Source organism: Leucobacter rhizosphaerae (genome assembly GCF_022919175.1).
GTDB lineage: Bacteria > Actinomycetota > Actinomycetes > Actinomycetales > Microbacteriaceae > Leucobacter > Leucobacter rhizosphaerae.
In genome coordinates this window covers 2355138-2378600 of record NZ_CP095043.1, presented here as the reverse complement: position 1 = coordinate 2378600, position 23463 = coordinate 2355138, and the positions used below count along the sequence as shown (strand labels likewise).

Here is a 23463-nt window from a genome sequence, read left to right as displayed (position 1 = left end):
CCGGGCTCTCCCAATCTTGCCGAGCTGCCACCGAGTCGTCGAAATGCCACCATTTCGGCGCATGGACGGTGGCAGCTCGGCTGAAGGGTGGCAGGTCGACGCCGAGCGAGGTGGGCGCCGATCCGGAACCTCAGCGCCGGGCGCCGCGGGCGCAGCCCGGCCCGGGCCGGACCGAGGACCTACACCCGGGGCGCGAGCGCGAGCGCCGCGAGCGCCGCAGCCTGATCCGCGAGTACCCGATCGTCGAACACGACCTCGGGCGAGTGGTTCGGGGCCGCCGCCTCGAGGTCGACCTCCGGCGGCGTCGCCCGCAGGAAGAGGAGCGTGCCCGGCACCTCCTGCAGCACGTACGAGAAGTCCTCCGACCCCATCACGGGCGCCGGCGATTCCCAGACCCGGTCTTCACCGAGCAGCGCGCCCAGTGCGGCGCGCGCGTGCTCGGTCTCCGCAGGATCGTTCACGGTGGTGGGGCACAGCAGCGCGAGCTCGACCGTGGCCGTGCATCCGCCGGCAGCGCACACGTCGCGGATCAGCCCGGGCAATACCGTCTCCACCAGCTCCTGCGTTTCCCGGGAGAGCACTCGGATCGATCCCGCGATCTCCGCCGTGTCGGGCACCACGTTGCGCGCGACGCCTCCGGCCTGCAGCTGCGTGACCGACAGCACCACGGGGTCGAACACGCTCACCCGCCGCGTGACGAAACTCTGCAGTGCGGTGACCAGCTGCGCGGCGACGGGGATCGGATCGATCGTGAGGTGCGGCGCCGAGGCGTGCCCGCCGCGGCCGTGGATGCGCACCGAGAACTCGAAGGAGCCGGCCATGATGGTGCCGGGCCGGGTCGAGACGTAGCCGTACTCGCCGGGCACGACATGGATCGCGAAGGCGGCGTCGGCCGGGCGACCGGCCGCGGCGACCACCCCTTCCGCGAGCATCGCCTGCGCCCCGTCGCCCACTTCCTCACCCGGCTGGAACATCAGCACGACATCGCCGTGGAGCTGATCCCGGTGCTGCGCGAGCAGCCGGCCCGCGCCCACGAGTCCCGCGACGTGCAGGTCGTGGCCGCACGCGTGCATGGCTTCTCCGTCGGCCGCGAAGTCCAGCCCGGTGCGCTCGCGCATCGGCAACGCGTCCATGTCGCCCCGCAGCAGCGTGACCGGCCCGGGATGCGCGCCCCGCACCACACCGATGACTGAGCTCAACGCGTCGCCCGTCCGCAGTTCGATGCCGGTGCCCTCGAGCGCCTCGAGCACCCGCTGCTGCGTGCGCGGCAGGTGCATGCCGAGCTCGGGATCCCGATGGATCTCACGACGCAGCCGCACCAGGTCGGGCAGCAGCCCCTGCGCGTCGCTCCGCAGCGTGGACGGCAGCGCATCGGCCGTGCGGTCGGTGGTGCGACCGGCCACCGGGGCGCCGCTCGTGGGGGCCGGATCGGTCATGTGCGGAGGCTCCTCAGCAGGGCGTCGGTGCCGGCGTTCTCGATCCTCGGGATCGCGTTCACCAGCGTCTGGGTGTACGGGTGCTGCGGATCCTGCACGAGCTGATCCGGGTCGGCGATCTCCACGATCCGCCCGCGCTGCATCACCGCGGTCCGGTCGGCGATGTAGCGCACCGCCGCGAGATTGTGCGTGATGAAGAGCATCGACAGGTTCAGCTCGCGCTGCAGGTCGCGGATCAGGTTGAGCACGGCACCCTGCACCGAGGCGTCGAGCGCCGACGTGATCTCGTCCGCCACGATGAGCTTGGGCCGGGTCGCGAGGCACCGGGCGATCGCCACGCGCTGCCGCATGCCGCCCGACATCTGACCGGGGTACAGTTCCGCGGTGTTCGCGCGCAGCCGCACCAGATCGAGCAGCTCGGAGATCTGCTCCTTGCGCTCCCGCGAGCTCGTCATGCCGTGCGTGATGAGCACCTCGTCGAGCACGTCCCGCACGTTCATCCGCGGGTTGAGCGAGGAGTAGGGATCCTGGAAGATCATCTGCACGTCGCGAGCGCGCGCGAGCCGGTCCACCCCGGACATGCGCAGCAGGTCGTCGCCGCCGAGCGACACCCGCCCGCCGTTCGCGCTCTGCAGCCCGGCGATGGTGCGCGCGACCGTCGACTTGCCCGATCCCGACTCGCCCACGAGCCCCATGACGGACCCCTGGGCGACCGCGAAGGACACCCCGTCGACCGCGTTGAAAGCGCGGGATCCGCTGCCGAAGGTCACGACGAGGTCGTCGACGATGAGGTCGGCCGGCACCGCATCGCGCGACTGTGCGGGATCGGGCTCCACGACACTGAGCAGGCGCGTGGACTTTCGCTCCCACACGGGGTGCTCGCCCGGCTCCTCCAGGTACTGCGGATCCTCGGGGATCGTCGCCAGCGGCAGGGAGCGGTCGGTGGTGAGATCGGGCATGCACTCCACGAGCGCCCGCGAGTACGGGTGCTTGAGGCGCTCGGGGTGCGGCAGATCGCGCACGTCCACGTCCTCGACGATGCTGCCGTTGTACATCACGAGGATGCGCTGGCAGAGCTCGGCGAGCACCGCGATGTCGTGCGACACCACGATCGCCGCGGCGCCCGTGTCCTCGCACTTCTGCCGCAGCAGGGCGAGCACGCGCTGCTGCACGGTCACGTCGAGCGCCGTCGTGGGCTCGTCCGCGATGATCAGCGACGGGTTTCCGATCTGCGCCATCGCGATGAGGGCGCGCTGGCGCATCCCGCCCGAGAACTCGTGGGGGAACTGGTGCGATCGCCGCTCGGCGTCGGGGATGCGCACCTCGTCGAGGGCCGCCACCGCCTGCCGGTGGGCGTCGGCGCGGCTCGCGTGCTGGTGCACCCGCGGCACCTCGGCGAGCTGCGTTCCGACGCGGAGCGCCGGGTTCAGTGCCGTGAGCGAGTCCTGGAACACCACGCCGATCTGTGTGCCGAGCGCGCGGCCGGCCGCTTCCGGGTCGAGGCCCGAGAGCTCCTGACCGTTGAAGCGGAGCGACGTCGCCGTGACGGCCGCATTGGCCGGGGCGAGCTGCGCGACCGACATCATCGTGACGCTCTTGCCGCTCCCGGACTCGCCGACGACGCCGACGATCTCCCCCGGGGCGATGCTGAAGGACACGTCGCGCACCGGCCGGATCCAGCCGTCCTCACCGGGGAAGGACACGGACAGCCCGCGCACCTCCAGCAGCGGCGGCACACTGGGGGTCCGCGGCGCCACCGAGGCGACGGCCGCGGCGACCTCGGCCGGCGTGGTCGCCGCCGAGGTGTCGTCCGCGCGCGGCGCAGGGCCGAGCTTCTTCGCGGAGAGCAGGCGACCACGGCCCTGATGGCGCATGTGCGAGGCGATCGCCTCGCCGAGCATGCCGAAGGACAGACCCGCGAGCACGACCATGACGCCCGGTCCGACCACGGCCGACGGCTGACTGTAGACCTGGGCGAAGCCCTCGCTCAGCATGCGGCCCCAGTCGTACTCGGGCGGCTGGATCCCGACCCCGAGGAAGCTCAGGCTCGAGAGCGCGAGCAGGCCGCCGCCGATGGAGATCGTGACGTTCACGATGATCGGCTCCGCGATGTTCGGCAGGATGTAGCGCAGGAACTGCCGCTGCTTGGAGACCCCCAGGATCTTCGCCGCCGCGAGGTATTCGGAGCCGCCCACGCGCGACGACAGGGTCTGCGCGAGACGGGCGAACGACGGGGTCATGGTGAGCGCGAGCGCGATGATCGAGGTCGACGGGCCGGCACCGAGCAGGATCACCGTCAGCATCGCGACGAGCAGCACCGGGAAGGCGAGCCAGGTGTTGATGACCGCGCTGAAGGCGCGCTGCGCCCGCTGGCCGAGGACGGCGGGGAGCGCACCGAGGAGCAGGCCGGCGGTGGCGCCGAGGAGCGTGGCCAGCAGGGCCATGCCGAGCGAGGTACGGGTCGCGACGAGCGTGCGGAGCAGCAGATCTCGGCCGAGGCTGTCGGTGCCGAGCAGGTGCTCGGGGCTCGGCGGCTGCAGGAGGGCGACCGGATCCGGGGTGTTGGCCGCGGTGCCCCAGATCATCGGCGCGAAGATCGCGAGCAGGACGTACAGTACGACGATCGAGCCGGAGATCACGGCCATCGGCGACTGCAGGATGGAGGTGCGACGAGCGCTCATGCGGTTTCCAGAAGGGTTGTGCGGCGGTCGATGAGCGACAGCACCACGTCGACGATGAGATTGACGATGAGGATCACGCCGGCGTACACGATGGCGAGCCCCTGCACGATGCCGTAGTCCTTCGTGACGATGGCCTGCACGAACGCGGTGCCGAGACCGGGCCAGTTGAAGACCTGCTCCACCAGCACACTGCCGACGATCATCGTCGCGAGCAGGGACCCGCCCAGCGTGAGGGTCGCGGTGAGCATGTTGGGCAGCGCGTGGCGGAAGTTGATCATCCACCGCGGCAAGCGCTTCGAGCGCGCTGTGCGGATGTAGTCCTCGGAGAGCACGTTGAGGGCCTCGACGCGGGCGATGCGGGAGAGCGACGCGGCGGATCCCAGCGCAAGGGCGACGACCGGCAGGATGTACGTCTCCGGTCCGCCCATGTTGGCAACCGGCAGCAGCTTGAGCGTGACCGAGAAGATGATCACCAGTGCGACCGCGAGCAGGTATTCGGGGATCGCGGCGAAGAACCCCGTGACGGCGGTGAAGGTGAGCTCGGTGCCGCGCTTCCGGCCGCCCTGCGTGAGGATCGCGATGCCGAGCCCGAGAGGCACGGCGACGAGCAGCACCACGAGGAAGGCCAGGCCGGCGAGTTGGAGCGTGGCCGGCAGACGGAACTCGACGAGCTCCGTGACCGACCGACCGGTGATCAACGAGACGCCCAGGTCACCCTGGAAGAGCCCGGCGAGGTAGTTCCAGAACTGCACAATCAGCGGATCGTTCAACCCGAGTTGGTCGCGTCGGGCCTGGATCACCGACTCGTCCGCGGTCGGCCCGAGGGCGGCCCGCACGGGGTCGCCACCGGCCATGCGCAGCACGACGAATGACGCGGTGACGATGACGAAGAGCGCCACCACCATGCGTACGACGCGTCGCAGGAAGAAGGAGATCCACCGGTTGCCGTTGCGGCCCCGGGCAGAGCCCGAGGCCGCAACGGTGCCATCCGGTTGAACGGAGAGCTGTTGTGTCGTCATTGAAAAGGAATCACTCCGCGATTCGGAAGGTGGTCGGGTTCAGCACGGTCTTCGAGAGGCCGAACTCCACGTTGGAGCCGTACAGCGTCTCGGTCGCCGAGTAGACCGGCAGCACCTCCAGGTTACTGAAGAGCGAGTCCTGAGCCGCCTGCCAGGCGTCGCAGCCCTCTTCGCCCGCGAAGGCGTTGGCCTCGGCGACGAGGTCGAAGTACTCCTGGTTGGTGTTGTAGGTCCAGTTGCCACCCTCGGGCGGGAAGTCGCCGCCGAGGATGCCTGCCCAGTTGCTCGGGAGGCTGGTGTCGATCGGGGCCCACACCATGTCCCAGTCGCCGCCCGAGAAGATGACGTCCGTGTAGGACGGCGACGGCGTCGGGGTGCCCTCGATGCCGACCTCCTTGAGCTTGGTCTGCATGAGCTCGATCGCCGCGGTGACGCTCGCGCTCTCGTTGACCGGGTACAGCAGCAGCGCGCTGAGCTTCTTGCCGTCCTTCTCGCGGATGCCGTCGGCACCGACGACCCAGCCGGCCTCGTCGAGCGTCTTCTCGGCGGCGTCCGTGTCGAACGCGGGGATGGCTGCGGAGCTGTCCATCGTGGTGCATGCGGCACCGAAGTCGCTCACCAGGGTGACGAGCTGCTCGCCGCGGCCGGCGGAGGACACCGCACCGATCTCGTCGCGGTCGAGCGCCTGCGCGATGCCCTGGCGCACGGCCAGGTCGTTGCCGACGCGGCCCTCGGCCTGGTTGAAGAAGAGCAGACCCGGTCGGGTGGGCACCTCGAGGGTCTGTGCGAAGTTCGCGTCCTCGAGACGATCGCGCTCGGTGCCACCGACGGTGGCGAGCGTGAGCTCACCCGACTGCAGCATGTTGGCGCGGGTCGCCTCGCTCTCGACGACGGAGGCGACGACGGTCTTCGGCAGCGCCGCGTTCTCCGCCGTGACGCCGTCCGGGCCCCAGGCGTAGTCCTCGCGGAGCTCGAAGGTGTAGGACTGCCCTGGCGAGACGTCCGACATGACGTAGGGGCCGGTGCCGATCTGCTCGGTCTCGAGCTTCGTCGGATCCTCGAGCCCGGCCGCGCAGATGATCGGGAGCGCGCCGACGCTCTGGGCGAGGAACGCGTCCGGCTGCGGGTTCGTGAAGGTCACGGTACGGGCGGTGTCATCCGCCTCGATCGCGACTTCAGGGTTGAAGTACACGCCGACGTAGGGCGAGCCCGCCTCGGCGGCGTACTCGAACGTCCCCTTGACGTCGCTCGCCGTGAGTTCGCTGCCATCCGAGCAGAGGATGCCCTCCTTGAGCACGAAGCTCGCCTCAGTGGTGCTCTCCGTCCAGCTCTCGGCGAGCGATCCGATCGCCGGAGCGCCCGTCGGGAAGGTCAGGAGCGACTCGTAGCCGAACGCGCTGATCTCCTCACCGGAGTGCGTCGCGTTGAGCACCGGATCGATGGTGCCGGGATCCTTCGACAGCGCGAACTTCACGGTGCCGTCCGACGACCCTCCCGACGAGGGCGATCCGCTGCATCCCGTCAGGATGAGTGCGGCACCGACGATGCCGGCTACTGCGGCGGCTGTTCGTCTCATTGCGTGTTCCTCTCTGTTGGGCATCTCACGTCGCTGCGAGATGTCACTAATTCATTATTATGAATATTCGTAATAAGTACAGTCTTGCGAAGTAACAACTTGATTTCGGGCGGCTGCGAATCCGGTCACAGCGTGCCCGACGCGCCCATCACAGACTTGGTCTCGAGGAACTCCTCGAAGCCGAGGACCCCGCACTCCCGGCCGATGCCCGACTGCTTCACCCCGCCGAACGGGGCTCCGACATCGAGCCCCTCCCCGTTGATCCCAATCGTGCCAGTGCGCACCTGCAGTGCGACTGCGATGGCACGGTCGGTGTCGGCGGACCAGACCCCGCCGGAGAGCCCGTAGTCGCTGTCATTGGCGAGCTCGATCGCCTCCGCATCCGTGTCGTAGACCGAGACCGTGAGCACGGGTCCGAAGACCTCGTCCCGGAACACCCGCATCTCGGGGGTGACCCCGCCCAGGATCACCGGCTCCTGCCACGCGCCGACAGCGGGAACCGCGGGGACAGCGGAGTCGGCAGGGTCGCCCGCGAGCCCCAGGAGCGGCACGGCGCCGTCCGCGACCGCGTGCGCGAGGTGCGCGCGCACCCGATCCCGTTGGAGGCTCGAGGCGAGCGGGCCGAGCACCGTGTTCTCGTCCTCCGGATCACCGGGGATCCAGCTCCGGCCGGCCTCGACGAGCGCCCGCTCCCACTCCGCCTGCTGCGCCCGCGGCACGAGCACTCGGGTGAGCGCGGCGCAGGTCTGGCCGGTGTTCGCGAAGCAGGAGCGCACGACCCCCGCTGCGGCGTCGGCGATGGGGGCGTCGTCGAGCATGATGGCCGCCGACTTTCCCCCGAGCTCCAGCGCGACCTTCGTGATCGTCGCGGCGGCCGCCTCGGCGATCCGCGCGCCGACGTCGCGCGAGCCGGTGAACGTCACCAGGTCGACGTCGGGGTGCGCCGCGAGCGGCGCTCCGACCCCCGGGCCGTCGCCGAACACGATGTTGATGACCCCGTCGGGCACACCGGCCTCGGAGAAGATCTCGCCGAGGATCACCGCGTTGAGCGGCGCGACCTCACTCGGCTTCAGCACGACCGTGCAGCCCGCGAGCATCGCGGCGACCACCTTGAGCACGATCTGGTGCAGCGGGAAGTTCCACGGCGTGATCGCGGCGACGACCCCGGCCGGCTCCGACACCACGAGCGACCGCGACACGGCGGACCGGTCGACGTGCGCACGCGCCGCGGCGATGAGCTCGGCGATGTCCGCGAGCGCCACCCCCACCTGGGCCGCCCGCGCGAAGGCGATCGGCGACCCCATCTCGCGGGTCAGCGTGCGTGCGAGCCGCTCGCGCTGCGCGGCGATCCCGTCGCTCACCCGCTCCACGATCGCGATGCGCTCCGTCATCGGGGTCGACCGCCACGCCGGGAGTGCGCGCGACGCAGCCGCCACCGCGAGATCCACATCGGCTGCGTCGCCGAGCAGCACGCGTCCGACCTCGGTGTCGTCCGCCGGGTTGATGACGGCGAGGCTAGGGCGACCCTCGCTCGGGCTCCACCGCCCGTCGATGAGGTGCCGAGCGATCATCGCCGGTCCTGCACGGGCACCACGTGGGCGTCGGGCGCCAGGGGCGCCGGACTCGGGATCCCCTCGTGGATCAGGTGCCACGGCGACGGGAACTCGCCCACGGGCACCTCGATAAGGATCGGCTCGTTCGCCGGCACTGCTTCGGCGAGGATCTCGGCGAGTTCCGCGGGCGAGTACGCCTTCGCGGACCGGATGCCGAAGGCTGCGGCCAGCGCCTGGTAGTCGGGGTTCGTGAGGTCGCTCGCGAAGAAGCGGGCGCCGTACCGGTTCTTCTGGATGCGGCGCACGTTGCCGTAGAAGCCGTCGTGGAACACGATGGTGACGAGCCCGAGCCCGTAGCGCTTCGCGGTCGAGAGCTCCTGCAGGGTCCAGGAGAATCCGCCGTCGCCGTTCACGGAGATCACCGCGCGCTCCGGGTCGGCCGCCTTGACGCCGAGCGCGGTGGCGAAGCCGTACCCGAGGGTGCCTTGGTACCCCGGCCCGATGTAGGTTCGGGGATCGTGCGCCGGGTAACAGGCGCTCGCGGCGTAGCCGACCTGGGTGAACTCGCTGACGAAGACGCCGTTGTCGGGCAGCGCCGCGCGGATCACCTCGAGGTATTCGCGCTGCGGCGAGATGTCATCGAATCGCTCGGTGACCCACGCGCGGGTGCGATCCAGCTCCTCGTCGCGCCGCTCCGCCTGCCCCGCCGGCACCGCGGCGAGCAGCTCGGCCAGCCCGAGCTTCGCGTCGCCGTGGATGCGCACCGCGGCCGCGCGCGGTCCGTGCAGATCGGCCTCCTCCGCGTTCAGCAGGATCACCTGCGCGTCGCCCACGTCGACCTGGGTCCCGAACGTCGACACGAACCGGGTACCGACCGCGAGCACGAGGTCCGCGCGTTCGCGCAACTCGCGCAGCGCCAGCGCGTCGAACGCCAGGCGGTGCCGGGCGTCGATCGCGCCGCGCCCGTTCTCGGTCATGAGCACCGGAGCCTCGAGGCGCTCGGCGAGCGCCACCAACTCCTCGGACGCACCACTCGCGAGCACGCCCCCGCCCACGACGATCAGCGGGGCCTTCGCCTCCGCGAGCAGCTCGGCGGCGCGAGCGATGTCCCCGGCCGGCGGCAGCTGCGGGGCCGGCTCGACGTACGGGGCGATCGCGGCGTCGGAGAACGCGGCGAGCACGTCCGGCGGCACCTCGAGCGCCACCGGCCGCGGTCGACCCGAGCGGAGCTGGCGGAAAGCCTCCGCGACGAGGCCCGGGATCTCGTCGGCGCTCCGGGCGATCCCGGTCCACTTCGTGAGGCGCTCGAGCACGCCGGTCTGATCCGGGATCTCGTGCAGGGCGCCGAGCCCCTTGCCGATGGCCTGCGAATCGATCTGGCCCGCGATGAGCAGCACCGGTGAATTCGCCGAGTACGCCGTCGCGAGGCCGGCGAGCGCATTGAGCACGCCGGGGCCCGGCACGACCATGGCCACGCCGACCCGGCCGGTGCTGCGCGCGTAGCCGTCGGCCATGTAGGTCGTGGCCTGCTCGTTGCGCGCGCAGATGAAGTCGATCTGGTCGGCGCGCGCGTGGAGCGCGTCGGCCGCCGCGTCGAGCTGCACCCCGGGGATCCCGAAGATGCGGTCGACCCCCTGGGCGATCAGGGATTCGGCGAGGAGATCTCCTCCGGTCTGCTGGGTCATTCGGGTCCTCTCACGGATACTGACGATGTAATCAATATATTCGTTACATTGAATTAGTGCAAGACGCCGAAACTAGCGGCTCCCATCCGCGATGAACTCCCGCAGATCCGCGCCCAATCGCGCCGCCGCCGCGGGATCCGTGTACATCATGTGCCCGCCCTCGTAGTGGCGCTCGAGGACCCGGTCCCCGGGCAGCCCGTTCTGCGCGAGGAGATGCCGCGCGGCGCCGACCGTCGTGAGCGAGTCGTAGTGGCCCGTGCCGACGAACAGCCGCGCGCCGGGGTTCACGCGCATCCAGGAGCGGAGGTGGGCCGGGTAGTCGAAGAGCGCGAAGGGAGACGGCATCGGGCTCCCCCCGAACGCGCCCACCGAGCTCGCCTCCTGGTAGTCCCACCCCTCGTGCGTGGTGGGGTCGGCGAGCCGGTAGCGCACGTGCGCGGGGGCGCCGAGCGACTCCACGAAGAAGCGGTGGCTGATGGCCGTGTACGCGGCGTCGAGGTGGACCGACGTCGGCTCGAACTCGGGCCCGGCGACGCCGGGAACGGCCGTCGGCAGGGTGTACCGCGTGTCGGTGAGGCCGAGGACCGCACCCTCGTCTGCCAGCAGCATCCGCCGGTAGTCCTCCTTCGACACCCGCAGGCGTCGTCGCACCAGCTCCTCCTGCGGCAGCCCGCAGAAGCCCGCGAACTCCGCCGCGACCTCGGCGAGCTCCGCGGGCGGCACCTGGTCCCCGCGCAGCAGCACCGGCCCGAGCCGCTCAAGCGACCAGCGATGCGCGGCCTCGACCACCTCCGCGAGCGGACGACCGCCGTTCGCCCCACGGCCGTGGAAGTGCGCCGTCGCGGCGAGGAAGGGCACGGCAGCCACGAACCCGACCACGTTGCCCGGCCGCTGGGTGGTCTCCTGCACGTTGAGGGCCTGGCCGATGAGCGCCACTCCTTCGACCGCGACGCTGTTGTCGCGACCGAGCAGCCGCGTCGCGAGGAGCGAGGCCCGGATCGTCCCGTAGCTCTCTCCCACCAGGAAGACCCGACTCCCGAGGCGGCCGTGGCGCTCCAGCCACGCGAGGATGATGTCGGCCACGTGCGCGACGTCGCCCTCGACTCCGGCGACGAGCGCGGGGTCGGCGCCGTCGTCGAGCGCGCCGTAGCCGGTGCGGATCGGATCGATGAACACGAGGTCGGTCGCGGCGAGCAGGCTGCCCGGATTCTCCTCGAGTCGGTACGGCGGCAGGATCCCCTCGCGCAGCGCGGTCGGCACGGCGACCCGATACGGCCCGACCCCGCCGAAGTGCAGCCACACCGACGAGACCCCGGGGCCCCCGTTGAACACAAACGTGACCGGCCGCTCCGATCCCGCAGCGGGACCGAGCAGATACGTCGTCGTGAACGCCGAGCCGATCGGCGAGCCGTCTCCGGCCCGCACCGCGTGGCGCTCGAGGTGACCGGTGAAGCGCGCGCCGGCGCCGCCGTTCGCGTCGATGCCGGCCACGAACTCGTGCGCGCCCAGGGTCCAGTCGTCGATGTGTGTCACACGATCCTCCGCATTTTCAGACAAATGGTTATAATCAATTGAGATTTTAGGATTTGCGGCCCGCCACGTCAATGCGGGCACCGCCCCGAACCGCCCGATCGAAGGAGCACCAACCTCATGACCGACCTCCGCCTCCGCCCCGACCTCGACGCGCTCCCGAGCTACCGCCAGGGGAAGGCCGCCCCGACCGAGGCCGCCGACGGTCCCGTGTTCAAGCTCTCCTCGAACGAGAACCCCTACCCGGCGCTCCCCTCGGTCGCCACCGCCATCGCCGACCTGCTGAGCGGCATCAACCGCTACCCCGATTCCTCGGCCGCGGATCTCAGCGGGGCGATCGCCGCGCGGTACGGCGTCGACACGTCGAACGTCGTGCTCGGAAGCGGCTCGGTCGAGATCGTGTCGCAGCTCATGCGCGCCACCGCGGGTCCGGGCGACGAGGTGCTGTTCGCCTGGCGATCCTTCGAGGCGTATCCGATGCTGGTCCGGGCCGCGGGCGCCGAGTCGGTGCACGTGCCGCTCACCGCCGAGCACCGGCACGATCTCGACGCCATGGCCGCGGCCATCACGGACCGCACCCGACTCATCATCGTCTGCAACCCCAACAACCCCACCGGCACCACCGTGAGCAACGCCGAGCTGGTCCGCTTCCTCGACCGGGTGCCGAGCGACATCGTCGTCGTGATCGACGAGGCGTACCAGCACTTCAACGAGCAGGAGGATGCTCCGACGGGCGTGGAGCTCTTCCGCCGCTACCCGAACGTGGCGGTGGCGCACACCTTCTCCAAGGCCTACGGGCTCGCGGGCATCCGGGTCGGATACGCCATCGCCCCCGAGCCGCTGGCGCAGGCGATGCGGAAGGTCGCACTGCCGTTCGGCGTCACGAGCCTGGCACAGCGGGCCGCCACCGCGTCGCTCGAGGCGGAGGCGGAGCTCCAGGTGCGGGTCGACGCGCTCATCGCCGAGCGCGCCCGCGTGCTCGGCGCCCTGACGGCCGGCGGCTGGCGGCTCCCCGAGTCGCAGGGCAACTTCATCTGGTTCCCGCTCGGCGACGACACCGCCGCCGCCGCGGAGATCCTGGAGCGCCACGGGATCCTGGTGCGCCCCTTCCCCGGCGAGGGCCTGCGCGCCACGATCGGCGAGGTCGAGGCGAACGATCGGCTCGTCGCAGCGGCGGGCGAGCTGGCCGCCGCGGGAATCACCGGCGGACTGGTCGCGGTCGCGGTCTGATCCCGCCGCCGCGCGGAGCGCTCACCCCCGAGCCGGGGTGCGGCGCTCCGCGGCGGTGAACCCGAGCCCGGTGAGTCGTGCCGCGATGTCCTGGACCATGCGCTCGCCGGCGCGGATCACCCCGGCCTCGTCCCGTTCCTGGAGCGTCACGAGCATCGCGCACGCGAGGCCGTACTGTTCCGGCAGCTGCACCGGGAACGCGACGGCCCAGGCGCCCGCGAACGCCGCACCGCCGCTGGTCGCGTACCCGCGATCCCGCACCTCATCGAGCAGAGCCGACATCGACTCGGGATCCCGCGCGGCGGGGCGCTGCGCCTCGATGGCGAGCCGGGGTGCGATCGGCCCCTCCGTGAAGTGGTGGCCGACGGGGGTCACGAGGTGCAACTGTGTCGTCTCGGGCGACTGCGACACCGCGGCGACCAGCCCGTCCGCTCCCTCGAGCACCAGCACCGCGCCCGCGGCGGCGGCGTTCGCCGCGCGTTGCAGCGGCTCGACGAACACGTCCTCGAGCGAGCGCTGCATCGGCAGTGCGAGGTCCAGCAGCCCACCGCCGAGCACATACCGGGCGTCCGCGCGCCGGTGGATGAGCCTCCGGTCGAGCAGGCTGTTCGCGATGCGATAGAGCGGCGGGCGCTGCGTCTGCAGTGCGGCCGCGAGTTCGGTGATGGTGAGACCCTCCGGGTGCTCGGCGAGGAGCCCCAGCAGCCGGACCGCTCGGGAGACCGTCGTGGACTGCGGCGCGGCGACCGCACGCGTCCCGTCGGCCGACGTCTCGGCGTCCGCTGCGTCCGAGGTGCTCGTCATTTGCGCGACAGCACCGTGCGGTGGTCGCGCACGGCGTCGAGCGCCGTGTCGAGATCCTGATCGACGATCCCCTGCACGAGTCGGCGGTGCACGTCGAGGCGATCCTCCGACGTGGACGAGAACCCGGGAGCGTTCGGCACGCCGTCGAGGTGCGTGAGGATGTAGTCGACCACGTTCGTGTAGACGATGCTCAGAATGCGGTTCGGGGTGATCTCGGCGATGCGCTTGTGCAGGCGCCAGTTCAGCGGCTGCGCGAGATCCGTGTCGCCCCACACGCGTTCGAGTTCGACGAGCATCGCGGCGAGGTCGGCGGCGTCCTGAGCCGTCCTGTACCGCACAGCGTCGCGCACGACCTCCTGGTCGAGCGAGTCGGTGATCCCGAGGCAGTCCTCAACGGACGCGTCGGTGGCCTCCAGCTGAATGAGGCTGTGCCCGAGTCGCGTGATGGGCGACTGCGCGGCGAGGAAGATGCCGCCGCCGGGACCCGGCTTCACGGTGATGACCCCGCGGTTGCGGAGCACGCGGATCGCCTCCCCGAGGGTGGCGGGGGCCACGCCGAAGCGCTCGAGGAGCTCCTTCTTCGTGCCGACGAAGTGCCCCGGGAGCAGGTCACCCTCGCGGGCCTCGCGCTCGATCAGGTCGACGAGCGTGTCCGCGATCGCGCGGGTCGCCGGGACCGACTGCCTCGAAGCCTGCGTATTCACTGGGGTACTCATTCTCTCCGGAGCCGCGTCGCTCGCGCGCGGTGCGCTGGACGGTCGCGACTCGCTCACTGACTCAACTATGACGTATGCGGCAGTGTACCGCGATAGAACCCGGCGAGGTCGGCGCTCATGCGGGTGATGACCTCCTCGTCCACGAACGACATGTGCCCCGCCTCGTGCCACACGAACTGCAGGTTCGCGCGGACCTCCGGGGAGAGGAACATGCGGGCCACGTCGTTCTCGGCGTGGAAGAACGGGGTGGCGAGGTCGTAGACTCCACCCGTCACGAGCACGCGGAGCGCCGGGTTGCGGCGCATCGCGGCGGCCAGGTCGTAGCCCACATCCGGCACCTCCAGCGGCACATCGATCCCGGGGGCCTTGTGCTTCCAGTCCCACGCGGCGGCCACCTGCACGTTGTTGAGCGGGAGGTAGGGCAGCTCCGTCTCGAAGCCGAGGTCGGTGTGCAGGTGCTCGCGGTACGCGGCCAGGTGCGCACTGTTCACGGCGGCGGTGGCCGCGTCGTCGGTCGCGGGATCGTGGGATCCCGTGCCGATCACGTAGCCGTTGTCGGCCGTGAACCGGGCGTCGAAACGGCCGATCTTCCGCTCCTGGTTGCGCAGCAGCGCCTCGCGGAACCACTCCATCTCCGGGCGCAGCCGCTGGCGGATCAGCTCCGCGGCGGGAATGCCGATGAAGCCGGAGAGCTCCTCGGCGACCGTCGCGAGCCGGGAGTCGTCGAGCCGATCGCCCGCCAGCAGTGCCGAGCTGTACTCCCCCAGCGCGAACGCGCGCGCGGCATCGAGGAACGCCGCGTCATCGAGCCCGGTGTGCCCGGCCACTCCGTGGTACCGGGCCGTCGCCGCGTAGCTCGGCAGGAGGTTGATGTAGAAGTGGTCGCCCGCGGAGAACGAGGTGCTCCGGTTGAGCAGGGTCGAGAGCAGCACGACGCCGTTGACGTCGATGCCCTGGTTCTGAAGCCGGTGCACGAGACCGGCGGCGCGCGTGGTGCCGTAGGACTCGCCGAAGAGGTATCGCGGCCGGTTCCAAGCCCCGGTGCGTGCCAGATACCGCGTGACCGCCTTCGCGAAGAGGTCGATATCCTGGTCCACGCCCCACGCACGCGCGGGGTCGACGCCCGGTGCCAGTCGCGAGTACCCGGTGCCGACCGCGTCGATGAACACGAGGTCCGAGTACCCGAGCATGGTGTGCGGGTTGTCGCCCCAGGCGTAGGGCGCAGGGGGCGTGGCGGACGGAGTGAGCGTGGACGCCCGGCGCGGGCCGAAGCCGCCGATGTTGAGCCACAGGCTCGCCGATCCCGGGCCGCCGTTGAAGAGGAAGGTGATCGGCCGCTGCGGGTCGCGCGGCAGTCGCTCGTACGCGGTGTAGAACATCGACGCGATGGGGGCGCCCTCGTTCTCGCGCACCACCAGCGTGCCGGCGGTCGCCGCGTAGTCGAACGTCTCGCCCGCGGAGAACTGCCGCGTGGTCGTGCGCGTCACCTCGTGCACGTCACCGGGCACCTCGATCTCCTGCTGCGTCGCGGGCGTGGGCTGATCCATCGTCGATTCTCCAAGCGTCATCGGCATCTTCCAGCATCAACTATATTCATTTATCACTTTTTCTGCGATTTCCCAGTGCGGACTCGCAGGATCGCTGCTACCTTTGCACCATATTGATTCACATGAATTGTGATTCGTATCAATAGTATTCGCAGCCGTAAGGAGCCCCATGTCCGTCGAACCCCTCGATCGCCCACGACTCATCGAGAGCGTGCGCCCGCTCGAGCCCATGATCCTCGCCGCCGAGGCGACGATCGAGGACGAGCGGCGGATGCCCGCCGAGATCACCGACGCCCTCTACGAGACCGGCATGTACCGGGCCTTCCTCCCCGCTGAGCTGGGCGGCCTCGACGTGCACCCGCTCGAGTGGCTCGAAGCCGTCGAGGAGCTCTCGCGTATGAACGGCTCGGTCGGCTGGCTCTGCATGCTGCACACCGGGTCGACCTGGGCGCAGCCCGAGGCGATGCGCGAGATCCTCAAGACCGAGCGCTGGATCACCGCGGGCAATGTCGGCCGGGCGAGCGGCATCGCGCGCAAGGTCGAGGGCGGCTACATGGTCACGGGCAAGTGGCCGTTCTGCTCGGGATCCCCCGAGGCCACCTACCTCTACGGCCGCTCGGTGCTGCACGGCGAGGACGGCGAGCCGCTCACGAGCCCGCGCGACGGCCTGCCGTACTACATCTCGGGGTACATCCCCGCGAAGGACGTGCAGGTGCACAACAACTGGAACGGGCTCGGCCTGCGCGGCACCGGCAGCGGCGACATCACCGTCGAGGAGGTGTTCATGCCCCGCGAGATGGTGAACGAGTCGGGGATCTGGACTCACCACTACGCCTCCCCGCTGATGCGCGCGAACTTCAACCTCGCCGCGCACGCCGCCCACGCGCTCGGACTCGCGGTCGCGGCCCTCGAGGAGTTCAAGAAGACCACGCTGATGCGCGCCCGCCGCGGCTCCTTCCGCCAGGCGCGGCTCGGCAAGGAGCAGACCAACTACATCGCGGTCGGCAAGGCCGACGCGAAGATCCGCTCCGCCCGCCTCTTCATGCAGGACGTGATCGCCCGCGCCTACGAGAACGCGAAGACCCAGACGCACATCGACTACGAGCTCCGCGTGCTGATGCACGAGGTCAACGTGCACGTCGTGAGCGAGGCGCGCCAGGTCGTCGAGCTCATGTTCAAGGAGATCGGCGCGGTCGGCACGGTGAAGGGGCTGCGCATGGAGCGCATCTTCCGCGACATGATGACGGCCTCGCAGCACGCGATCGTCATCGAGTCGTCGTACGACCGAGCCGGGCAGTACTGGCTCACGAAGGATCAGGAGGAGGGACCGATCCTCGACGTCGAGTTCGGCTACGTGCGCCCGCCGCACCCGCAGAACAGCCACCTGTTCGACAAGTGACGGACGACACGATGGAGACGGTCCTCATCTCCGGCGCTTCGAGCGCAACCAGCGAGGCCCTGGCTGAGGAACTCCTCGGCCGGGGCCTCCGGGTCTGCCTCGTGAGCCGCCGGGGCACGCTCCCCGCGGCCCCCGCCGTGCAGCGTGCGGGCGACCGGGTGAGTGCGCACGCGGTCGACCTCACCGATCCCGACGCGACCGCGGCGCTGCACGCCGCGCTGCTCGCGTCGGGCACGACGGTCAGCCACCTCGTGCACCTCGTCGGCGGATGGGCGGGCGGCACGGGCATCGCCGGGCAGAGCGACGAGAAGTACCGCCTGCTCGCGGGCTCCTTCGACAGCCTGCGCGTGGTGAGCCGGGAGTTTCTGCCCGACCTCATCTCGACCGGGGGGCCACGCATCCTGACGGTGAGTTCCCCGCTGGCGCAGGCCCCCACGGCGTCGAGCGCCAACTACGCGGCGGTCAAGGCCGCCACCGAGGCGTGGACCCTCGCGCTCGACGCGGCGCTGCGGGCGGAGACCACGGAGGGCGCCGCGAGCATCATCGTCACCGACGGCCTGGCCGGTCGGGAAGCCGGGTTCGCGTCCCTCGCCGCTGACGTGCTGCAGGCACCGGCCGCACGCGTGCGCGGGCGCCGGATCGCGCACGTCTGAGGTTCATCACGCCTGAGGCCGACCACGCCGCCGGCACCCAGAGCAGGGGCCCGCACCGTCACCGGTGCGGGCCCCTGCGCGTCGAGCGATCCGCGTCCGACGCGCCGCGCCCCTACGCTCCGCGAGCCAGCAGCTCCCGCACCCGCGCGCGGGCCGGGTCGCGGTCGTAGCTCGACACCAGCGCCGCCTTCATCCGCACGGGATCCCCGAAGAAGAAGTACTCGTACAGGTTCTCGCGGCCCGCGAATCCGGAGACGGAGGCATCGAGCGCGAGCTTGAACAGTCGGATCCGAGTCTCCGCGTCGACGCGGGCCCCCTGCAAGTAGCGATCCAGATCGGCCCGCGCGTCGAGGTGCTGGAGATCCTGCTCGCCCGGGAGCGACATGAGCCCCGAGGCCGAGAACTTGCGGATGATCTCGGTCAACCGCTGCGACACGCTCTTCGGGAACCAGTTGCGTGCGGCGTTCAGGGTCTGCCAGCGCGGCAGGTACACACCGTCGGCGTTGACCTCGCCGTCGGCCTCGGCGGCGCGCAGCAGCGCCCGCTCGATCTCGACGTAGGTGATCAGCTCGCCGAGGTCCTCCTGAATGTGCTGGAACTGCTCGATGCCGATCGCGTCGGCGATCTCACTCGCGAGACCGAGGTAGAACTCGGTCTTCGCGAGGGTGCGACAGGCGACCTGGTGCGTCATCAACTGGCCGGCCCCGGTCGCCGAGTACCACTCGTTCCGCACCTTCGGGTTGCCGAGCATGAAGATCCGGTCGTTCGGCACGAAGACATCGTCGAACACGACGAGCGCGTCGACCTCCTCGTAGCGCGCGGCCAGCGGCTCGTTCACCACCCCGGACCCGCCGTACATCGACGTGCGGCAGTAGTACTTCAGCCCCGGGGCATCGCTCGGGATCGCGAAGGCGTAGGAGTACGGCGCGTCCTGCGGCGCACCGCGCAGCACCGTCGACGGGAAGACGAGCAGCTCGTCGGCGATCGGGGCGGCGGTGGCGAGCATGCGCGCCCCGCGCACCACGATCCCGTCGGCCCGCTCCTCGACCACACGTGCGGCGATGCGGCCGTCGCCCTGCTCCGAGCTCGGGACCGCGCGGTTCGTCTGCGGCGGGATGAGCGCGTGCGCGGTCAGCAGGTCGTTCTCGCGCACGTACTCGGTGTAGGCGGCGATCCGCTCACCGAACACCGGATCCGCCTGCGCGAAGAAGCTGGTGGCCGCCGCCAGCGCCGTGAGCGCGCTGTTCATGTAGTCGCCGGTGCGCCCGAGGAACCCGTTGGTCTCGGTCGCCCACACGCGCATGCCCTCGCGGCGGCGCACGAGGTCCGCCTCGGTGCGCGGCACCAGGAACGAGGTGCTCACCAGGTCACCGGTCGTCGGCGACGCGAACGTCAACGCGGCCTGGTGCTCGGAATCGTGCTGCATGTCGAAGAGCCGCGCGAAGGTGCGCACGCTCGCGGCGAACTGGGGGTGATCCGCGAGGCCTGCGCCGATCCGCTCGCCGTCGATGAACACGTCGGGGCGACGCGCGTTCACCCGATCGATGTACTGCTGTCCGGTGCTGATTCCCATGCTGAGTCCTTCGTGTGCTGCGGTGTGCGGTGCGGTGCTGCGGTGCGGTGCTGCGGCGGCACCGGTGGTGATGCTAGAAGAGGTCCTCCGGACTGCCGCCCGCCTCGGGAATCACAGTGAACTGACCGCCGACGAAACCGAGCGCGTCGCCCCGGCTGTAGTCGAAGTTCCGCACCTCCCCGAGGAAGATGGTGTGGTCGCCGCCGTCGTAGTCGGCCCAGGGCGTGCACTCGAACCAGCTGATCGTGCCGCCGACCCGCGGCGCGAACTCGCCGTCGATCCAGACCGGCGTCGCCGATCCCGGTCGGCCCGCGAACTCGCTCGCGAGCGCCTGCTGCTCGGCCCCCAGGATGTTGATGGTGAAGTTGGCGCCCTGGAGTGCGTCGTGCGAGCGCGCAGTCCGCCCGATCGACGCGAGCACGAGCGCCGGATCCATCGAGATCGACGTGAAGGAGTTGATGGTGATGCCGCGGCGCTCGCCCTCGGGGCCGATGAACGTCACCACGGCGACGCCGGTCGCGAAGCGGCCGAGGCTGCCCCGGAAGTGATGCTGCGTGGGGTGGTACAGCTGCGAATCGGGCAGGAAGCCGCTCGGATTCGTGTGGTTCAGGCTCATCGCGCGCTCACTCTCCGCAATTAACTATAATGAATTACATTATAGGCACGGATCGCGCCCGATTGCACGTTGAGCTCGCGTCGTTTCTTGCATCGTGCGCGCTGGGCGCACCCCTCTCGCACGTTCCCTCCCGCCGAGCTGCCATCGGATCGTCGAGCTGCCACCATTTCGGCGCATGGTCGGTGGCAGCTCGGCTGGAGCGTGGCAGCTCAGCGAGACAGGGTCGCGAGGAGACGGGCGCTCTACGCGGTGGCGATCGCGAGGATCGGGTCCGAGGTCGGGGCGCCCGACGGCGATCCACCGGCCTGCTCGACCGTGATGGCGAGGGTGTCGCCCGCGACGAAGGTGTCCGTCGCGAAGATCCCCTGCTCCTCATCGTCCGGCTGCATCAGCCCGACGGAGATCGCCTCCTGGCCGCGCACGAGCCACAACTCGAAGTCGGTCCCCGCTTCGGCCGGCGCCATGCCGTCGGCGACGAGCACCGCCTGCCCGGCGGAGTCCGACCAGTGCAGGGTCGCCGACCCGCCTCCCGGCAGGTCGAGGGTCGAGGAGTCCGCGTCCGGCGCATCCTCCACTTGCTGCAGGGCGACGACCGCGGGATCCTGGGGCGCGAAGGACTCGATGATCCTCGGCCCGAACATCACCGTGGTGAGCAGCACGACGGAGGCGGCGAGCGCGAAGGCACCGATCCGCCAGGCGCGCGACGCCTGCCGCTGCGTGGCGGATCCCTCGGCCTCGATCTCGTCGAGGGCCGGCGCGGGATCCTCGTCCACCGCGTCGCCCGGCTCGGGATCCAGCTGCGGCACGCCGGTGATGGCACCGAGGATCTGGTCGCGGAGCGCGGCGGGCGGCGGGATCTCGGGAATGCTGCGACCGAGGCCCGAGGCCGCGGCGAGATCCTCGTCGACGATCCGCTGCCACTCGGGATGCTCTGCGAGCGCGGCGGCGAACGCACGCTCCTCGTCGGAGGTCAACGCGCGTAACGCGTGACCGGCCGAGAGCTCTCGGAACTCCTGCTGATTCATCGCGTCACCTCCATCTCTGTTCTCAGACGTGACAGGCCGTCACGCATCCGAGTCTTGACCGTTCCGAGCGGGGCTCCCAAGAGCGCCGCGATCTCCCGCTGGCTGTACCCGCCGAAGTAGGCGAGCACGATCGTCTGCCGCTGCGACTCCGGAAGAGTGTCGAGCGCCCGCGTCGCCCGCGAGCCGTCGACGAGCAGCTGCACGTGCTCCTCCACCGACGACACCGGGGTGTGCACTTCCTGCAACCCGACCCGCGTGTCCCGACGGATCCGCGCCTCGGCGGAGCGCACCCGGTCGACCGCGCGTCGATGGGCGATGGTGAGCACCCAGGAGCGGGCGTGACCGCGGGAGCCGTCGAACGACCGCGCGGACTGCCACACCTCCAGGAAGACCTCCTGGAGCACCTCCTCGCTCTGCGAGCGATCGACGAGGACCCGGACGATCAGTCCGAAGACCCGGCCGGAGAGCATGTCGTACAGCTCCGCGAACGCCGACTGGTCTCCCGACGCGGTGCGCGTGAGCGCGGCGTCGGCAGGGTCGACGCCGTCCGCGTCCCCCGATATCTCCACTCCGTCGATCACCATCTCCATAAGCATGCCCTATACACCTCCTCCGCACCGATCGCTCTGCCCTGTGTCTCGGGTTCCCTACCCGAAGGTGAACGAGTAGACCTCGATGCCGGGTGGCACCTCGACCTCGATCACCCCGTCGAGTGAGCCCTCTCCGGCCTGGAGTTCGTAGGATCGCGGGGTGCCGCTCACCTCGATCTCGCGCGCGGCGTTCCCGTCGCGGCTGACCGAGAGCGTGCCCTCACCCGCGACCACGATCCTGACCTCCTCGCCCTTGAACTGGAGCCTGATCGTCCCGGAGTCACCCACGGGCGTCGCCGCCTGGGTCGCGATGTCCCAGGTGCCGTCCAGCGCGAACGTATCGGCCTGCTGGTCATCGGGGAAGCGGTACTCCCCCTCGCCCGCGCGGTACTTGCCGGGTCCGGCGAAGTTCAGATCCTTCGAGGATCCGAGGAAGGTCTCCGGGGTGGTGGCTCCCATCTCGGGGGTCGTGTCGTCGACATCGGTCGCCGACGGCAGGTCGACCTCGGGGTCGGCGTCCTCGAGCAACTCGCGGATCAGCTTCTCGGTCGCGGCGTAGTTGCCCTCCCCGAACGAGATGTGGCGCACCGTGCCGGAGGCGTCGATGAGGTAGTGCGCCGGCCAGTACCGGTTCCGGTAGTTCGTCCAGGTGGAGAGCGTGTTGTCGAGCGCCACCGGGTATTCGATCCCGAAGTCGTCGACCCCGGCCTGCACGTTCGCCCGCTCCTTCTCGAACGCGTACTCGGGCGAGTGGACGCCGATGACCTGCAGTCCGGCATCACGGTAGGTCTCGTCCCAGGCGACCACGTGCGGGATCGAGCGCTGGCAGTTGATGCAGGAGTAGGCCCAGAAGTCGATGAGCACCACCTGGCCCCGCAGCTCCTCGAGGTCGACGGCCGCCCCGTCAGGGGTGTTGATCCACGACTCGATGCCGCGGATGCTCGGCGCCGTGCCGCACGACTCCAGCTCCTCTGCACCGTTGGTGCACTGATCGAGCTCGCGGTTCTCGTCGGTCACGAGCCCGCCGAGGTTCAGCGCGCGCTCTCCGGCCTCACTCGTGGCGAGATCCTGCTGCAGCCCGGCCGTGTAGTCCGGAAGCATGCGCTGCAGCACCTGCGGCACGTTGAAGACCAGCCCGATCGCGAGCGCGATCATGGCGATGCCCGCGGCGATCCGGATCCCCCGCTCCTTGCTGCGGAAGAACTTGATCCGCTCGACGAGCCCGCGTCCGGCGAGCGCGAAGATCAGCAGCGGGAGGGCCACACCGATCGCGAAGGAGACGGTGAGGAGCACCGTGCCGGCACCGATCGAGCCGGTCGCCCCGGCGACGATGATCGCGGCCAGCACCGGGCCGGCGCACGGCACGAACACCGTGCCCAGAGCGAGCCCCATGCCGAAGCCGTTGCCCTTCTCATTCACCTTGCGTTTCGGGATCCACTGGAACGGCTTCTCGAGCAGCTGCTCGAATCGCGGGATCAGCATGCCCACACCGATGATGAGCAGCACCGCGACACCCGCCCAGCGGATCGCGTCCTGCGGGAGGTTGAGGAGCCCGAGCAGGAGGGAACCGATCAGCGTCACGATCGTGAAGCTCGTCACCAGCCCCGCGATCACGAAGTACGGTCGACTGCGCGGAGCCTCGATCACCTCTGGCTTCTGGCCCTTGCCCGCCGACTGCGCACCCGCGGTGAGAAAGATCACCGGCAGCACCGGCAGTATGCACGGCGAGATGCCGGTGATGAGCCCACCCAGCAGGCCGATCAGAACTGTATCCATGGGGTTCCTCCCTGTCACAGAGGTATTCGGAACGCACGCCCGATCGGATTGATT

Annotated in this window: 18 protein-coding genes; 3 read left to right on the top strand and 15 right to left on the bottom strand. The window is 70.2% G+C overall.

Going from position 1 to position 23463, the window contains the following annotated elements; genetic code table 11:
• Positions 1-179: 179 nt before the first annotated feature.
• From MUN76_RS11010 to MUN76_RS10980, 7 genes are all read right to left on the bottom strand, one after another.
• Entirely contained in the window at positions 180-1436 is a 1257-nt protein-coding gene (locus MUN76_RS11010; RefSeq protein ID WP_244684646.1) for a M20 metallopeptidase family protein, read from the bottom strand.
• Positions 1433-4117, bottom strand: a complete 2685-nt coding sequence (locus tag MUN76_RS11005; protein WP_244684645.1) for an ABC transporter ATP-binding protein/permease — start codon at positions 4115-4117, stop codon at positions 1433-1435. The genes MUN76_RS11010 and MUN76_RS11005 overlap by 4 nt, the downstream gene beginning before the upstream one ends.
• A complete protein-coding gene (locus MUN76_RS11000; protein WP_244684644.1) occupies positions 4114-5136 on the bottom strand; it encodes an ABC transporter permease in 1023 nt (340 codons plus the stop codon). The genes MUN76_RS11005 and MUN76_RS11000 overlap by 4 nt, the downstream gene beginning before the upstream one ends.
• Before the next feature lie 10 nt (positions 5137-5146).
• Positions 5147-6712 (bottom strand): ABC transporter substrate-binding protein, encoded by a 1566-nt coding sequence (locus tag MUN76_RS10995; protein WP_244684643.1) that lies wholly within the window; start codon positions 6710-6712, stop codon positions 5147-5149.
• Between the two features lie 125 nt (positions 6713-6837).
• Complete coding sequence (locus MUN76_RS10990) at positions 6838-8283, bottom strand: aldehyde dehydrogenase family protein (protein WP_244684642.1); 1446 nt, start codon at positions 8281-8283, stop codon at positions 6838-6840.
• Entirely contained in the window at positions 8280-9950 is a 1671-nt protein-coding gene (locus MUN76_RS10985) for a thiamine pyrophosphate-dependent enzyme (RefSeq protein WP_244684641.1), read from the bottom strand. The genes MUN76_RS10990 and MUN76_RS10985 overlap by 4 nt, the downstream gene beginning before the upstream one ends.
• Before the next feature lie 72 nt (positions 9951-10022).
• Positions 10023-11483, bottom strand: coding sequence for a S10 family serine carboxypeptidase-like protein (locus MUN76_RS10980; protein WP_244684640.1), 1461 nt, complete (start codon positions 11481-11483; stop codon positions 10023-10025).
• A gap of 117 nt (positions 11484-11600) precedes the next feature.
• Between MUN76_RS10980 and hisC the strand changes: the two genes are divergently transcribed.
• Complete coding sequence (gene hisC / locus MUN76_RS10975) at positions 11601-12710, top strand: histidinol-phosphate transaminase (RefSeq protein WP_244684639.1); 1110 nt, start codon at positions 11601-11603, stop codon at positions 12708-12710.
• Positions 12711-12731: 21 nt separating this feature from the next.
• On the opposite strand, the gene MUN76_RS10970 is transcribed toward hisC, so the two are convergent.
• The 3 genes from MUN76_RS10970 to MUN76_RS10960 all read right to left on the bottom strand — a co-directional run bounded on the left by MUN76_RS10970 (position 12732) and on the right by MUN76_RS10960 (position 15777).
• A complete protein-coding gene (locus MUN76_RS10970) occupies positions 12732-13514 on the bottom strand; it encodes a helix-turn-helix domain-containing protein (RefSeq protein WP_244684638.1) in 783 nt (260 codons plus the stop codon).
• On the bottom strand, positions 13511-14218 hold the full coding sequence (locus MUN76_RS10965) for a FadR/GntR family transcriptional regulator (protein ID WP_244684637.1): 708 nt from the start codon (positions 14216-14218) through the stop codon (positions 13511-13513). Before MUN76_RS10965 ends, MUN76_RS10970 begins: the two co-directional genes overlap by 4 nt.
• A gap of 77 nt (positions 14219-14295) precedes the next feature.
• Entirely contained in the window at positions 14296-15777 is a 1482-nt protein-coding gene (locus tag MUN76_RS10960) for a S10 family peptidase (RefSeq protein ID WP_244684636.1), read from the bottom strand.
• A gap of 169 nt (positions 15778-15946) precedes the next feature.
• On the opposite strand from MUN76_RS10960, the gene MUN76_RS10955 reads away from it, so the two are divergent.
• Positions 15947-17176 carry an acyl-CoA dehydrogenase family protein gene (locus MUN76_RS10955; RefSeq protein ID WP_244684634.1) on the top strand — a complete coding sequence of 410 codons (1230 nt, stop codon included), beginning with the start codon at positions 15947-15949 and terminating at the stop codon, positions 17174-17176.
• Between the two features lie 11 nt (positions 17177-17187).
• Positions 17188-17829, top strand: a complete 642-nt coding sequence (locus tag MUN76_RS10950) for an SDR family NAD(P)-dependent oxidoreductase (RefSeq protein ID WP_244684633.1) — start codon at positions 17188-17190, stop codon at positions 17827-17829.
• A 112-nt stretch (positions 17830-17941) separates the two neighbouring features.
• Here MUN76_RS10950 and hpaB read toward each other — a convergent pair whose 3' ends face one another.
• The 5 genes from hpaB to MUN76_RS10925 form a co-directional block, all read right to left on the bottom strand.
• The gene (gene hpaB, locus MUN76_RS10945; protein WP_244684632.1) at positions 17942-19402 is read right to left on the bottom strand and encodes a 4-hydroxyphenylacetate 3-monooxygenase, oxygenase component; all 1461 of its coding nucleotides are present in this window, start codon (positions 19400-19402) and stop codon (positions 17942-17944) included.
• A 73-nt stretch (positions 19403-19475) separates the two neighbouring features.
• On the bottom strand, positions 19476-20018 hold the full coding sequence (locus tag MUN76_RS10940) for a flavin reductase family protein (RefSeq protein ID WP_244684631.1): 543 nt from the start codon (positions 20016-20018) through the stop codon (positions 19476-19478).
• A gap of 242 nt (positions 20019-20260) precedes the next feature.
• On the bottom strand, positions 20261-21043 hold the full coding sequence (locus tag MUN76_RS10935; RefSeq protein ID WP_244684630.1) for an anti-sigma factor: 783 nt from the start codon (positions 21041-21043) through the stop codon (positions 20261-20263).
• Complete coding sequence (gene sigK, locus MUN76_RS10930) at positions 21040-21639, bottom strand: ECF RNA polymerase sigma factor SigK (RefSeq protein WP_244684629.1); 600 nt, start codon at positions 21637-21639, stop codon at positions 21040-21042. The genes MUN76_RS10935 and sigK overlap by 4 nt, the downstream gene beginning before the upstream one ends.
• 51 nt (positions 21640-21690) lie before the next feature.
• Positions 21691-23409 carry a cytochrome c biogenesis protein CcdA gene (locus MUN76_RS10925; RefSeq protein WP_244684628.1) on the bottom strand — a complete coding sequence of 573 codons (1719 nt, stop codon included), beginning with the start codon at positions 23407-23409 and terminating at the stop codon, positions 21691-21693.
• Positions 23410-23463: the final 54 nt, after the last annotated feature.

Bases quoted from the DNA above. Each gene is read 5' to 3' on its own strand.
- MUN76_RS11005 (WP_244684645.1), bottom strand. From the start codon at position 4,117: ATGAGCGCTCGTCGCACCTCCATCCTGCAGTCGCCGATGGCCGTGATC.
- MUN76_RS11010 (WP_244684646.1), bottom strand. From the start codon at position 1,436: ATGACCGATCCGGCCCCCACGAGCGGCGCCCCGGTGGCCGGTCGCACC.
- MUN76_RS10960 (WP_244684636.1), bottom strand. From the start codon at position 15,777: ATGGATCAGCCCACGCCCGCGACGCAGCAGGAGATCGAGGTGCCCGGT.
- MUN76_RS10940 (WP_244684631.1), bottom strand. From the start codon at position 20,018: ATGAGCCTGAACCACACGAATCCGAGCGGCTTCCTGCCCGATTCGCAG.
- hisC (WP_244684639.1), top strand. From the start codon at position 11,601: ATGACCGACCTCCGCCTCCGCCCCGACCTCGACGCGCTCCCGAGCTAC.
- MUN76_RS10970 (WP_244684638.1), bottom strand. From the start codon at position 13,514: ATGACGAGCACCTCGGACGCAGCGGACGCCGAGACGTCGGCCGACGGG.
- MUN76_RS10950 (WP_244684633.1), top strand. From the start codon at position 17,188: ATGGAGACGGTCCTCATCTCCGGCGCTTCGAGCGCAACCAGCGAGGCC.
- MUN76_RS10925 (WP_244684628.1), bottom strand. From the start codon at position 23,409: ATGGATACAGTTCTGATCGGCCTGCTGGGTGGGCTCATCACCGGCATC.
- hpaB (WP_244684632.1), bottom strand. From the start codon at position 19,402: ATGGGAATCAGCACCGGACAGCAGTACATCGATCGGGTGAACGCGCGT.
- MUN76_RS10985 (WP_244684641.1), bottom strand. From the start codon at position 9,950: ATGACCCAGCAGACCGGAGGAGATCTCCTCGCCGAATCCCTGATCGCC.
- MUN76_RS11000 (WP_244684644.1), bottom strand. From the start codon at position 5,136: ATGACGACACAACAGCTCTCCGTTCAACCGGATGGCACCGTTGCGGCC.
- MUN76_RS10955 (WP_244684634.1), top strand. From the start codon at position 15,947: ATGTCCGTCGAACCCCTCGATCGCCCACGACTCATCGAGAGCGTGCGC.
- MUN76_RS10935 (WP_244684630.1), bottom strand. From the start codon at position 21,043: ATGAATCAGCAGGAGTTCCGAGAGCTCTCGGCCGGTCACGCGTTACGC.
- MUN76_RS10995 (WP_244684643.1), bottom strand. From the start codon at position 6,712: ATGAGACGAACAGCCGCCGCAGTAGCCGGCATCGTCGGTGCCGCACTC.
- sigK (WP_244684629.1), bottom strand. From the start codon at position 21,639: ATGCTTATGGAGATGGTGATCGACGGAGTGGAGATATCGGGGGACGCG.
- MUN76_RS10990 (WP_244684642.1), bottom strand. From the start codon at position 8,283: ATGATCGCTCGGCACCTCATCGACGGGCGGTGGAGCCCGAGCGAGGGT.